11 protein-coding genes are annotated in these 12,942 nt (G+C 60.9%); 5 read left to right on the forward strand and 6 right to left on the reverse strand.

The features are described 5' to 3' along the window. Positions 1 to 71 precede the first annotated feature (71 nt). The 6 genes from CQ012_RS11325 to CQ012_RS11350 all read right to left on the reverse strand — a co-directional run bounded on the left by CQ012_RS11325 (position 72) and on the right by CQ012_RS11350 (position 6,848). Complete coding sequence (locus tag CQ012_RS11325; RefSeq protein WP_286134086.1) at positions 72 to 1,304, reverse strand: DUF6716 putative glycosyltransferase; 1,233 nt, start codon at positions 1,302 to 1,304, stop codon at positions 72 to 74. Positions 1,305 to 1,312: 8 nt separating this feature from the next. Beyond that, entirely contained in the window at positions 1,313 to 2,338 is a 1,026-nt protein-coding gene (locus CQ012_RS11330) for a hypothetical protein (RefSeq protein WP_105662209.1), read from the reverse strand. After that, on the reverse strand, positions 2,335 to 3,678 hold the full coding sequence (locus CQ012_RS11335; RefSeq protein ID WP_105662210.1) for a polysialyltransferase family glycosyltransferase: 1,344 nt from the start codon (positions 3,676 to 3,678) through the stop codon (positions 2,335 to 2,337). The genes CQ012_RS11330 and CQ012_RS11335 overlap by 4 nt, the downstream gene beginning before the upstream one ends. Beyond that, positions 3,675 to 4,670, reverse strand: a complete 996-nt coding sequence (locus CQ012_RS11340; RefSeq protein WP_105656603.1) for a glycosyltransferase family 2 protein — start codon at positions 4,668 to 4,670, stop codon at positions 3,675 to 3,677. The genes CQ012_RS11335 and CQ012_RS11340 overlap by 4 nt, the downstream gene beginning before the upstream one ends. An 87-nt stretch (positions 4,671 to 4,757) precedes the next feature. Next, on the reverse strand, positions 4,758 to 5,651 hold the full coding sequence (locus CQ012_RS11345; RefSeq protein ID WP_105656602.1) for an N-acetylneuraminate synthase family protein: 894 nt from the start codon (positions 5,649 to 5,651) through the stop codon (positions 4,758 to 4,760). 12 nt (positions 5,652 to 5,663) lie between these two features. After that, on the reverse strand, positions 5,664 to 6,848 hold the full coding sequence (locus CQ012_RS11350; RefSeq protein WP_105656601.1) for an acylneuraminate cytidylyltransferase: 1,185 nt from the start codon (positions 6,846 to 6,848) through the stop codon (positions 5,664 to 5,666). A 396-nt stretch (positions 6,849 to 7,244) separates the two neighbouring features. On the opposite strand from CQ012_RS11350, the gene CQ012_RS11355 reads away from it, so the two are divergent. The 5 genes from CQ012_RS11355 to CQ012_RS11375 all read left to right on the forward strand — a co-directional run bounded on the left by CQ012_RS11355 (position 7,245) and on the right by CQ012_RS11375 (position 12,926). Next, complete coding sequence (locus CQ012_RS11355) at positions 7,245 to 8,552, forward strand: glycosyltransferase family 87 protein (RefSeq protein ID WP_286134651.1); 1,308 nt, start codon at positions 7,245 to 7,247, stop codon at positions 8,550 to 8,552. Then, entirely contained in the window at positions 8,549 to 9,982 is a 1,434-nt protein-coding gene (locus CQ012_RS11360; protein WP_105656599.1) for a phytoene desaturase family protein, read from the forward strand. Before CQ012_RS11355 ends, CQ012_RS11360 begins: the two co-directional genes overlap by 4 nt. A gap of 6 nt (positions 9,983 to 9,988) precedes the next feature. Further along, entirely contained in the window at positions 9,989 to 11,014 is a 1,026-nt protein-coding gene (locus tag CQ012_RS11365) for a YdcF family protein (protein ID WP_105656598.1), read from the forward strand. Between the two features lie 138 nt (positions 11,015 to 11,152). Then, positions 11,153 to 12,079, forward strand: a complete 927-nt coding sequence (locus tag CQ012_RS11370; RefSeq protein ID WP_105656597.1) for an ABC transporter ATP-binding protein — start codon at positions 11,153 to 11,155, stop codon at positions 12,077 to 12,079. Positions 12,080 to 12,083: 4 nt separating this feature from the next. Then, positions 12,084 to 12,926, forward strand: a complete 843-nt coding sequence (locus tag CQ012_RS11375) for an ABC transporter (protein WP_105662211.1) — start codon at positions 12,084 to 12,086, stop codon at positions 12,924 to 12,926. The last annotated feature ends 16 nt before the right edge of the window (positions 12,927 to 12,942 follow it).

Raw genomic sequence — 12,942 nt, forward strand, 5'->3', positions numbered from 1 at the left:
GGATTGGATACTACTGACAATGACGATCAATTCAGGCATTAAAGTGACTTCATGGGCTAAGACCTAGTTGGTCATGACCATGAGTTGGCGCCATTTTTGCGTGCTAGCCCGAACTGGTGCCGCAACTTCACCAAAACCCTGACTAGCGGTGCAGGCAACGTTGTTCTGAGGCGGTGGCGCAATGGCTGGCGGCGAATATGCGCCAGCATTTCCGGATCAGTGTGCAGCTTTCCAGCTCGAGCTCGCTGCGCGAGAATCTCTAGGGACTGAACGAAACTGTGGTCCACCCTGTGGAAGTAGTTTTCCCGCAACCAGGCTTTGGTAGGTTCACCGAAGCTCAAGCCGGCGACGTCATCCAAGGTGCCGATGACGCCGGAGGCAACAAAGACCGTATTGATCATCTGCGCGCTGACGCCGAAGTCGGAAAGGACCAGCGTTGGCAACCCGCGATCAATGGATTCCAAGGCAGCAGTCGAAGACACTGTTACCAAGGCGCTGCCATCGGCCAATGCTTCACTCATCGATCCGGTATCGAAGCGAAGCCGCGACTCGGGCCCGATCCGCCGTTCGGACTGCAACTTCTCGAACAGCGAATCGTACGGGAACGCCTCGAGATGCGTTTGGGGCTCACCGGCCTTGGCGCGGAGCTTGACGATCACCTCAAGTTCGGGATTCATCTTGCTAGCCTGCTCGAGAGCCAGCAGGATCGACTCGCGTTCGCTCTCTTGGGCAGGTACCTTCGCTTGCGGCGCGAACACCAAGCGTTCGACCACCTGCTTTTGCGCTGGCGGGAATCCTGCCGAGTGCAAGAACGGGAGCTTGCTGACCATGATGGTCGGCTGGTGCCCTACCTGGCCTTCGATCATGAATGAGAAATCACGGGCTTCGGCATGCGAATGGCAAATGAACGCATCGCCGGCTCGACGATAGTTCCACCCCTTCTGCGTGGCGGGGAATGCCACGCCAGGCAGGGCGGAAATCAGTGCGGTGCACCGGCCATCAGTCGGCTCGGTGCGAAGCATGCGAGAGTAGATCTCGGCAACTACCGGCCCGGTGGCCGAAGCGAAAACAATGTCTTCATCTACGGTGTCGGCTTCTAATTGGGATACGGAAATCACCTGCAGGATATCCGGATCCAGATCCGTGCCTTCAAAGGCGGCTGCGATCTGGTCGGCGGTCGGCATCACCGGGGTCCGCGCCAAATACACCTTGCGATCCCATGCGGGACCTAGGCGGTTCAGGAAGCTCGTTGCCAGCTTCAGATAGGAATCCGAGTCGGCGATGGCAAGTATTGATGGCTTCATCGGCTGATTCACACCTTCAATGAACTGGATAGGTGCTCGCGCAACTCGGATGGGGTACCAGGGGTCCACCAGCTGTCAATCACGGCTTGCGGATAGAGGCAGCGGGCATCAGGACCCAGCAGCAGGCGCAGGGATGGAATCACCGTGGAAGGCAAGGCGCGGATCTCCTGGCCTGGTCGCAGGACACGCAAACGCATTTCAATGGGAACGGTGTGCTCCTTGAGCACCACCTGATCAATCCTCGAGATCTTCTCCAGCAATTCGGGAGTTTCACGGCGATGCGGGAAGTACGCAACCGGGCCTTCGGAAGCGATCTGCTCAATCCAGCGCAGATACGGCTGCTCAAAAATCAGCTCATCAGCCACCATCGCCGAACCGATCAGCAAGGTAGGTTCGGTGAACTGCTCGGCTACCGGCTGGGTAGCGAGCCATTCAAACTTGTGCTGCGCGAATTTGATCCCCAGATCAGCCATCTTCTGACGGGATGCCGGGTCGACATACAGCGCTGAAACGATCAGCAGGCGATCTTCACGGGCCAGCTGGCGCAAGCGATGCCAAGTCGCCAACCCCATGGCCACGCGTGCTGCGGAATTCCTGGTCCGGGCGCGCACCAACGGGGTGGGCTCATCGGAAATGAGCTGCTTGATCAGGGCCAGCGTAGCCATGCCGTCATCGATGATCACGATTTCCTTGGCCCGTACGCCTGCCAGCAGCGTGCGCTGGATCTTGCCCGAGTAGGCGTCGCCGGTGACATACCGATCGGCAGGGCCCTTGGGCTGCGGAGGCTTACGCGCGGCCGGTTCAAAATGAACCCCTGCAGGGGCATGGTTCAGCATTGCCTGCGTCGTGGCTTCCAGGGGCATTCCCTGACGGGGGATGATCCGGATGTCCGTGCCCAGCAGCCCCGCTGCATGCGTTTCTACCGCCGAAAGCAGCTGCAGTGGCGACTCCACCCAAACGTGCGCGGTGCCGAAACGCGGGCGTGGCACCTCGTGGGTGTCATGTTGAGTCAGTTTCATCATGGTGAGGGTCATTTTGCCAGTCGGCTCAGGGATTTGGAAAGCGTGTCCAGCTGCTTGGAACCATTGCGCAGCACACGGCGCGAGGCCCCGCGGACTCTGGAAGGCAGCGAGCGGCGCGAGCTGATGTGCGCCCAGCGTGGAGGCAGCTCCAGCCTGGTGATGCGCCGGCGCTTGAAATGAGCCGAGAACTCCGGGTAGTGCGCGGACAAGAAGGACTCGGCCTGCTCGCGCAGGTGAGGCAGCTGCGCGGCCTGCATGCAGTAGGCCACGGCAGCCAGCAGTTCGGTGAGGCGGTCGCCGCCGCCATCGTGCGCCGGAACCGCCACGTCCTGGACGAACAAGGCATGAATGATGGACAACGGGATGCGGTTGGAATTCTCGTATGGAGCCAGCGCCTGGAGCAGTCTGCCGGTGCCCACTGCGTAGACCTCGGTATCCAGGATGTACTTGGCGGTGGCCAAGCCTGTGGAGAAGCAGGAGATCACCACGGCTGGACGTACCGCCGCGATGACGGTTTCCGCCAGATGATCGGTGCCGACCAACCGGAAATCCAGCCCCATGTCCCTGGCGGCTGCAGACAAGCGTGCCGCTGAGGTGGCGCTGGCCGATGGGTGCGCCTTGAACAGGACGGTGGAAATTTCCCGGCGGGCCACCTCGTTGAGCATTTCCAGATGCAGCTCGAATTCTTCCTCGGCATCCATCAGGCCCAAGGAACCCAGGTACTGGCCGAGGATCAGCGCACTGCCGGTTGGCAGATCGAATTCTGCCCCCTGGGCCAGTTCGCCGAAGATTGCAGCCAGGCCGCCGGTGGCCAAGACCTCGCGCCGCGGCTCGAGCTCTGCGAGCAGGTGAGGCTGCAGTCCTGGAACCAAGTCCACATGGATGGTGCCCATGACGCGCTGGCGAAGCGGCATTGGCAATCGATTACGGGTTGGGCCATAGGACATCAAGCCGTCGGAGTGGATCCACAGCTGGGCATCAAAGAAAATACGCGCCAGCGCACGCGCCGGATTGACCTGGATGGATTCCAGAACCAAGGTCAAGGGTTCATTGCCCAGATCCCAAGCGCTGCGCAGGAGGCGTTCGAAAATATGCAGCTCGTCCTCACGCGGGTTGAACTGTGCCGGGCGACGCGGGGAGGTCAGCGCAGCGAAATCCACCACGCGGTCAAAGCGGGCGGCAAGCTGCTCGAAGCCCGGGACTTCATCCAACGCAGTAGTCAGTTCCGGAACCTGCGAGCCGTTAGCCAAGACGAGAATTCGTTCATCTGCCTCGGGGAGCAGTCCTGCATCGGCCATCGCGGCCAGAGAAGCAAGCTGGAAATAGCTGCTGGCTTCAATCAGTGCGATCACTTGGCGGCCCCGATCTGACCTGGCTGGAGGAAGGAGAGAATATGGCGGCGGCGGGCAACGTCCATCTCGAGGGCAACCTGGCGGGCCATCGGCGCATCAATAGTGGTGAATACCTGGCGCAGTTTCTGCTTCATTTCCAAGCGGACTTCCGGCGGGTAGTTCTTCGCGCGCTTCTCGTGGTGGCACACGATGGCGAAGAACTGCCGCATCGCCTTGGGCAGGTGGCGATCCGCGTCCGGGTGCAAGCGCACCTCGGTGAGGATCTGCGAGTAGGCCGGAATGAAGCCGAGCTGACGGTGGTCGAAGACCTGGGTCAGCGAGCCGGGCAGGCCGCGGCGGTAGAACACCCCGGGGGAGGAAACGACGGAATAGCGCTCGGTGTTCAGATGCAGCTTCCATAGCCAGAGGCGGTCTTCGGCGCTGTGCAACTGCGCGTCGAAGTACATCAGTTCGCGGGCGCGCATCAGGTCGGTGCGGTACATGCCCGCCCACACGAAGGCGTAGTCCACCATGGACGGCGAATCGATAGGTTCAATGTCATCGGCCGGGTTCAGCGGCATGCCGCGCAACGCCTGCGGGGCGCGGTGGATGACGCGATTGGTGCCGGTGACACGCACATGATCGCAACGCACGAAATCCACGTGCAGTTCGGTCAATGATTCCGCCAGGGCTTCCAAATGCTCGGGGGAGTACCAGTCGTCGGGGTCGAGGAAGGTGAAGTATTCGCCGGTGACCTGTTCCAACCCGGCATTGCGGGCGGCAGAAACTCCGGCATTCTCAGGCAGCGAGATCAGGTTCAGGCCAGGCAATTGGTCTTGGTAGCTGCGAACCAGGGCAGCAGTCTGGTCATCGGAAGCGTCATCAACCACGAGCACTTCCAGCTCCCAGCGTCCCAGCTTCTGCCGGACCAGCGATGACAAGGCATCGCAAATATATGCTTCTTGGTTATAGGCGGGGATAACCACGGAAATGCGCCCGGGGATCAAACTCATCTGTGCTTCAAGGCCTTCCTCATGCAGACAAAAATAAACGGCGGTTGGACCCGTCGGTGAGTCCAACCGCCGGATACGTTGGCGTGCTTAGGCGTCGACGCGGCGCAGGCGCGAGAGCGGTGCCAGCTCGCCTGGGAAGACCTTCTTCACGCCGTCACCCATGGCCTGCTCCAGGATGCGGATGTCGCGGATCAGCGACTCGAAGCCCTTTGGCTCCAGCGACGAGGCCTGGTCCGAACCCCACATGGTGCGGTCCAAGGTGATGTGGCGCTCGACGGTCACTGCGCCCAGGGCAACAGCAGCCAGCGAGATCTGCAGGCCGCGCTCGTGGCCCGAGTAGCCCACTGGGACCTGGTAGCGGTCGCGCAGGGTCTCGATCATGCGCAGGTTGGCCTCTTCAGGAGGCAGCGGGTAGGTGGAGGTAGCGTGCATCATGACCAGGTTCGAGGTACCCAGGGTCTCGACGGCCTTGTCGATCTGCTCGATGGTGGACATGCCGGTGGACAGGATGATCGGCTTGCCGGTCTGCGCCAGGGCCTTGAGCAGCTCGATGTCGGTGACCGATGCGGAGGCGACCTTGTGGGTGACTGCACCCTGCTCTTCCATGAATTCGACCGATGGAACATCCCATGGCGAGGCGAAGGCGTGCAGGCCCTTGGAAGCTGCGTAGGAGATGAGCTCCTTGTACTGCGCCTGGTCGAACTCGACGCGGTAGCGGTAGTCCAGGTAGGTCATGTCGCCCCATGGGGTGGAGCGGATCTTGTCGCGCATGTCCATCGGGGTGGAGATGTCCGGGGTGCGCTTCTGGAACTTCACTGCGTTGGCACCGGCTTCAGCAGAGATATCGATCAGCTGCTTGGCGATCTCGATGTCGCCGTTGTGGTTGATGCCGATCTCGCCGATGACGTAGACCTGCTGGCCTGCGCCAACCTGGACGTCGCCGATAGCAACAGGCTTGATGTCAGTAGTCATGGAAGTCATGGGTATTGCCTTTCAGTGGGTGAAACTTGGAGAACTCTTGGTAGCGGTGCGTGCGGCGAGAACCAGTTCGGCTAGTTCCCGTACCGCTCCGTGCCCGCCCTTGCGGGTCAGTTTGTACCGTGCTGCCCGGTGCACATCTTCCTGGGCATCGGCCACGGTGATCGGCCAGCCGACCAATGCCATCGCGCCCAGATCGTTGATGTCGTTGCCCACGTAGGCAACACGAGCCGGATTGATGGATTCGTCAGCCAGCCAGCGGGCCAGGTATTCGGCCTTGTTGTCGATTCCGTGGGCCACTTCGACGTTCAGCTTGGCGGCGCGGGCGGCGACAACAGGGTTGATTTCCTTGGAGAGAATAAGGAACTTCACTCCGGCAGCCCGCAACCGGGCCACTCCCATTCCATCGGAGCGGGAGACGCGCACGGTTTCGGTTCCGTGCTCATCGACATACGCGGTGTCCGGGGTATGCACCCCGTCGAAATCCGTGATGACCGCGTCGACTTCGATCGGTTCCCGGGTGGCCGGAACGGCCAGCCCAGCGAGCAGCAGGTCTGCCTCGGTATCGATGTCGATGCCGTGCTCTGCTGGAACTTCGTGAACCCGGACCTTTCCGAAGAAACGGTGCCCTGCCTCGCGGAATCCCCGGGTATCCATCACGTAGAAGGCCCCGGTTTCGCGGAAGCGCGGTTCGCGATCCTGGCGACGCGGACGGTGCAGCTTGTCGTGGCCTACGGCGACCGCTTCGCCCTGCGGATCCAGGCCCCAATGGAAACCGTGGTCCGCTACAGCTGCGAAGCTGACGTCGGCGCGTTTCGAAGAAACCGCCGCAATGGCTGCGTCCAGATCCTCCGGATCGATGAACGGGCTGGTGCACTGGATGAACACGGTGATCTCTGGCTGAGATTCCGCATTCGCTAGCGCGTGGAGCAGAACTGACTCGCTGCTGGCCGTGTCGCCGGCGATATCTGCCGGTCGATCGATGACTCGCGCCCCGTAGCGAAGCGCTTCGGCCTTGATCTGCTCATGGTCGGTACTGACCACGACGTCGCTGACTGCCGCCGCGGATCTGGCTGATTCGATTGCGCGGCCCAGCAGCGATTTGCCGCCGATCTCACGCAGGTTCTTAAGCCGGATGCCCTTGGATCCTCCCCTGGCGGGGATGATCGCCATGGCATTTGGCTGGTTGGTTTTGCTCACGAGTAAGACGCTATGGGCACAAGTTAACTAAGAGGGGGCATCCGGGTTAACGCACGGTGAAGTGCCGGTGTAATCACCTGTTTGTTTGCTGAATGCGAGGTCAGCAAGCGTTTTACGTACCAGTAGGCGAATCCGGAAGAGGGATTTCGAGCCCTCGGAACCGCATAAAAGATCAAAGCGACTAATGAAACATGAGTGTGCAAGGCGGAGCTTAGGCACAGAACATTTAGGCTGGAGGGTATGCACGAGCCAAACCAGTCACAGCCCACGCGTGGCCCCCTGCGGATTACCGTGCCATCACGCGCTGACGGGTTCCTTCGACAGTTCACCGCAATGATCGGTGGCCGCCTGGGACGACACAGCGATCCAGGCCGAGTCGATCCAGGATTCTTCAGCGTGGAACGAGTCATTATCCTGATGACCACCGTGGGCGCCTTGCTGATGCTCCTTGCCAAGAACCCCTGCCGGGTCAACGGGTGGACTGGCAACAACCCGTACGCCTATGCGTGCTACAGCGACTGGGTTCCGCTGTTCTCCGCCCGCGGCTTCGCCGAGAACCCCTGGGCGCCATTCAGCGCGACCGCCCAGTTCGAGTACCCGGTACTGATGAGCACGGTGGCCTCGGCCGTTGCCTCGATCATCCCCACGGGGATCGAAAACCGTTCGCTGCTGTACTTCGACATCAACCTGCTGCTCGTTGCGATCCTGTGGATGGTCACCGTGATCGCCACCCTGCGGATGACCGGGCGCCGCCCGTGGGATGCCGCAATGGTGGCTATTGCCCCGGGCATCATCCTGGCCGGCAGCATCAACTGGGACATGTGGGCTGTGGCCTTGCTGGCCCTGGGCATGCTGGCATTCGCACGAAAGCACACCGTCCTTGCCGGGGTGCTGATCGGCTTAGGTGCCGCGATGAAGATCTATCCGTTCTTCATCCTCGGCGCGGTGCTGATATTGGCCATTCGCACCGGCAGGCTCAAGACCTTCTGGGTGACTGGCGGAACCGCCGCGGCGACATGGGCACTGGTGAACCTTCCCTATGCGCTGGCGTTCCCCGACTCGTTCATGCACTTCTTCAACTTCTCTTCTGAACGCGGGGCAGGCTTCTCCAGCTTCTGGCACGCATGGAATGTCATCGCCGATAACAGGGGAGGGGTCCCGCTCTTTGAAGCCGAACAGATTTCCCGTTACGGCCTGGTCCTCTTCTTCCTGTGCTGCGTGGGCGTCGCAGTGCTGGGCTTGACTGCTAAACGCACCCCGCGCCTGGCCTCCATGGCCTTCTTGATCATTGCTTCCTTTGTCATGGTCAATAAGGTGTATTCACCACAGTTCATCGTCTGGCTGATTCCGCTGTTCGCCCTCGCCTTGCCGCGCTGGCGCGAATTCGTTGTCTGGATGCTCGTGGAAATCGCGCACTTCTACGCTGTTTGGTTCTACCTTGATTCCCTCTCTGCGGAAGAAGCGCAGAAGGCCTTCCCTGAGACCGGTTATGCGGTGCTGGTGCTGGCGCATATGGTGATGCTGGGATACCTGATGTTCTTGGTGGCACGTTCAATTCTTGATCCACGCCACGACCCGATTCGTGCCGTGGGCCAGGATGATCCTTTGGCCGGCCCATTCGCCGGACTGGAGGACCGCTGGACCCTGCGCGGGCTGCTGCCTCAATCCAAGAAAACGAATGAAGTGGCGGGAAATAAATCATGAGCGATGTTGCCGTTGTCGGTGCGGGACCCAATGGGCTAGCAGCCGCAGCAGTTGCTGCCCGTGCTGGATTAAGCGTCACGGTATATGAAGCCAACGACACCATCGGCGGGGCCGCCAGAACGCAGCCGCTGAATGGTTCTGCAGCGAAATTCGATTTGGGCAGCGCAGTGCATCCGATGGCCATGCAATCCCAAGCCATGCATGAACTGGGCGTCCACGACAAGGTGGAGTTCATCGTCCCCGAGCTGTCCTTCGCCCATGTGCTGGATCGCCGGACTGCCTACGCGTACAAGGATCTGGAACGCACCGGGCAGGAACTTGGAGGCGCGGACGGCGAGATGTACACCCGGCTCCTGGGCCCGCTGGTCAAGCAGATTGACGGGGTCAGCCAGACACTGCTCAATCCTCTGCTGAGGGTTCCCTCGAACCCCGCAGCGTTGGCGACCTTTGCCGTGAGCACGGTGGCGGGCATGGCCGTCAAGGAACTCTTTTCTGGAAAGTTTGAACGCGCCGCCGCGCTCTACGCAGGCTGTTCCGCCCACGTTGCGGGAGGCTCTCGCGGACCGGCCAATGCCGGGGCAGGACTGTTCCTTGCAGCAACAGCGCACGGCAAGGGATGGGCCATCCCGCGTGGAGGTTCCCAAGCCATCAGCGACGCCTTGGCCGAAGAAGCGATGGCTCATGGAGCAAAAATCCTTACCGGCACCCGCGTCAACCATGTTGATGAGCTTTCTGCGCAGAGCATCCTCTTCGATACCTCCGCCGAAAACGCTGCCAAGCTTTCAACAGGACACCTGCCTGAACGGCTCTCGCACGCGTTGAGCAGCATCCGGCGCTCGCCGGGAAGCTGCCTGGTGCACTACGTCCTTTCGGCACCGGTTCCATGGCGCGACGAGACTCTGGGCAAGGCCGGCACCGTGCACCTGGGCGGCACCGCGGCGCAGGTCGGGAAGGCCGAACGCGCCGCAGTGCGCGGGGGAGCGGCGAAGCCGTTCATGATTGTTGCCCAGCCCTCGCAATTTGATGATTCGCGGGCACCGCAGGGCCAGCACGTCATCTGGGCCTACTGCCACGTGCCACTGGATTCTCCGGTAGACATGAGCCGGGAACTGAAGGAAATGATTGAACAGGCAGCCCCTGGTTTCAGCGAGACAATCATTGAATCCCATGTTGTCACCGCCCAGGACTTGGAAGTGCAGAACTCGGCACTGGTCGGTGGCGATCTTTCCGGGGGAACCATGGACCTGCTGGGCAGCATCAAGCGGCCTCGGATCTCGGCCGACCCGTGGTACCTGCAGTCCAAAGGACTGTACTTGGTATCCTCGGCTGCGCCTCCGGGGCCGTCGGTGCATGGCATGGGCGGATTCCTCGGAGCGCAATCGATGCTCAAACGGGAATACGGAATCGCAAACTGGAAATCGGTGAACTGAGAGGCAATGGAATCAGTGCTCGCGCAGCTCGTTGGCTGGGTCTTCCTGGCAGCACTCTGGTGGCTGTTTATCCGGCAATACCGCAAGGACCCACGCCGCTTGGGTCTGGCTGCACTTCTCTTGCCGCTGGTGTTCTTCACCATTTCGGCGGTCGTCGACCTGTTGACCAGTGTGATCCCCGGGTTTGGGTTCCTCTTCTCCATAGTGCTGGTGCTGACCCCGCTGATGGTCGTTGTCTTCGGTGCCGCGCTGATCTACAACGGGATCCTGATGTGCCGGCGCGAAGGAGCCAAACCTGCGAATCTGCTGTCATTGGCAGCCGGGCTATCCGTCTTTGTCCTGCCAGTCATTGCGGTGCTGCTGATTCGCATCGAATCCTGGTGGACCTATTCGCTGGCTTTCGTCCTGTTCATGGCCTCCGTCTTCACGGCGAGCTTGTTCGCCATGCTGTTGCTGTACGCATGGGTGCACGCCAGATACCCATCCAAGGGCGAAGCCGCCGCCGTGGTGGTCCTTGGTGCCCGCACAATCAACGGCAAGGTCACCCCGTTGCTGCGTGGCCGCTTGGACAAGGGCATAGACCTGCATCAACTGCAGGCATCTGCTCGCCCCTTCATGGTTCCGACCGGGGGACAGGGCCATGATGAGGAAGAACCAGAGGGCGTAAGCATGGCCCGCTACCTGCGTGAGCAGGGCATTGCCGATGAACAGATTCTGGTTGAAGACCGGGCCAGGGACACCCTTGAGAACCTGGAGTTCTCCGACGCCTTGGTCCGTGCCCAGCGTCCGGATGGCCAGCTGTGGTTGGTCACCAGCGACTATCATGCGCTGCGTGCAGCAATGGCGTCACGCAAGCTCGGCTTGGATGCCCGTGCCTTCGGCGGGAAAACGGCGGCCTACTACCGTCCGAGTGCCTTCCTCAGGGAATGCGTTGCGATCGTGCGGGATCAAAAGAAGCTGATGGTTTTGCTGGCCCTGCCCTTCGCATTAGCCGTCGCAGGGATGATGTTCGTGCTCACGACGACCTTCTAACTTCCTTGGCACCCTGGGACCATGCACCATCTGGTGCATGGGCCCAGTTTTCGCTTCCCTGCCATCACCCTTTTGGTTGAGCCATAAATCAGCACTGGGGGCGGTGAGAGCTGGGCTCGAATTCCCTAGGCTGGAAATATGATCCAGGCAGAGCAGTTGACGAAGAAATACGGTGGAAAAACCGTGGTCGATAATGCGTCGTTCACGGTCCAAGAAGGCATGGTGACTGGGTTCCTCGGCCCGAATGGTGCCGGCAAGTCCACCACCATGCGCATGATCGTGGGATTGGCCAAACCTACCAGCGGTGAAGTGCTGGTCAACGGGCACGATTTCAAAAAATCACGTCACCCGCTGACCGAAGTCGGCACCCTGCTGGAAGCTAAGTCGGTGCACAAATCCCTGACTCCGCTGGCGCATTTGCGTGCCATGGCGGCTACCGCGGGGATCCCGAAGTCCCGAGTGCACGAAGTGCTCGATCTGACTGGCTTGTCTAGCGTGCAGCGCAAGAAGGTCGGCGGCTTTTCGCTGGGCATGGGGCAGCGGCTGGGCATTGCCACGGCCCTGCTTGGAGATCCGCAGGTGCTGATCCTCGATGAGCCGGTCAACGGCCTGGATCCCGAAGGCGTGGCTTGGGTCCGCAATCTGGCCCGCCAGCAGGCGGCCGATGGCAAAACCGTTTTCATCTCCTCCCACCTGATGAGTGAAATGGCCCAGACGGCGGATCACCTGATCGTGATTGGCCGTGGCCGCATCATGGCCGATGCGCCGATCACTGAATTCATCGACAACGGTCTTGACCAGACCATTGTGCGTTCAGCCGACATTGAGATCTTGATGAATGCGTTGAACGGCGAAGGTATTCAGCTACGCCGGATTGATGAGCATGGCCTGGAAGTTACCGGCCCCGATTCAGAAACCATTGGCCGCCGTGCCTTGGAATACGGGGTGGTGCTCAGCGAATTGCGTCCGCTGCAACGCACCTTGGAAGACGCCTACATGGAATTGACCCGCGATGCCGTCGAATACCACTCGAACACAGTTGCCGAGACTGGCGGCGGGAAGTAAGGACATGTCTAACCATCTAGCAACCGCACCGCATGGCAAGGTCACCCTCTTCGGCGTGCTGCGCAGTGAGTCCATCCGTTTCTTCTCCCTGAACTCCACCCGCATCCTGGTTCTCTTGGCCATCGTGTTCTATGTGGGCATTGCAGCCGTGGCCACGTGGGGCATTGGTTCGCTCAGTGCCAGCATGGGCGACACGGATCAGATGCCGGGCATGGAAGGCCTATCGGCCCCGGGATTCGCCGCTGAGCTCATCGGCTCGGGTCTGGTCTTCAGCCAGCTGATTCTTGGCGTGCTTGGTGTCCTGCTCTTCAGCGGTGAATTCACCACCGGCTCAGCGGTAAGCACGTTCCTGGCCAGCCCGCGGCGACTGCGTGTCCTGGCCGCCAAGGGCATCTTGATCATCCTGCTCACTGCCGTCGTCCAGATCATCAGCTCGCTCTTGGCCTTCGCGATCAGCAAGCCGATTGCCGAGAACTACCAGATGAATCTGGAATTCAGCAGCGATGCCTTCCAACGGGTGCTCTGGTACGGGACGCTGGCGGTGACCATGGCGGCGTTGATCGGTTTGGCGTTGGGGATGCTGCTGCGCAACTCGGCCGGAGGCATCACCAGCCTCGCTGCCCTGTTCTTCGTGCTGCCGATCATCCTTTCCATCCTGACCACCTTGACCGACTGGGCGCAGGATATCGCGAAGTTCACCCCTGACCAGCTGGGCATGGGGTTGGCGACGCCCGCAAGTGTTGTCACCGACTTGGAGACCTGGCAGCAACTGCTGGGCGTGGCGGGTTGGATCGTGCTTCCACTGGTGTTGGGTGCAATCCTGCTGACCAAGCGGGACATCAAGTAGCACAGGGATTGATCGA

This window comes from Arthrobacter sp. MYb214, from assembly GCF_002979865.1.
Classification (GTDB): domain Bacteria; phylum Actinomycetota; class Actinomycetes; order Actinomycetales; family Micrococcaceae; genus Glutamicibacter.

Coding starts and splice junctions, on each gene's coding strand:
- CQ012_RS11375 (WP_105662211.1), top strand. CDS start 12,084: ATGTCTAACCATCTAGCAACCGCACCGCATGGCAAGGTCACCCTCTTC.
- CQ012_RS11325 (WP_286134086.1), bottom strand. CDS start 1,304: ATGAAGCCATCAATACTTGCCATCGCCGACTCGGATTCCTATCTGAAG.
- CQ012_RS11360 (WP_105656599.1), top strand. CDS start 8,549: ATGAGCGATGTTGCCGTTGTCGGTGCGGGACCCAATGGGCTAGCAGCC.
- CQ012_RS11330 (WP_105662209.1), bottom strand. CDS start 2,338: ATGACCCTCACCATGATGAAACTGACTCAACATGACACCCACGAGGTG.
- CQ012_RS11340 (WP_105656603.1), bottom strand. CDS start 4,670: ATGAGTTTGATCCCCGGGCGCATTTCCGTGGTTATCCCCGCCTATAAC.
- CQ012_RS11345 (WP_105656602.1), bottom strand. CDS start 5,651: ATGACTTCCATGACTACTGACATCAAGCCTGTTGCTATCGGCGACGTC.
- CQ012_RS11370 (WP_105656597.1), top strand. CDS start 11,153: ATGATCCAGGCAGAGCAGTTGACGAAGAAATACGGTGGAAAAACCGTG.
- CQ012_RS11365 (WP_105656598.1), top strand. CDS start 9,989: ATGGAATCAGTGCTCGCGCAGCTCGTTGGCTGGGTCTTCCTGGCAGCA.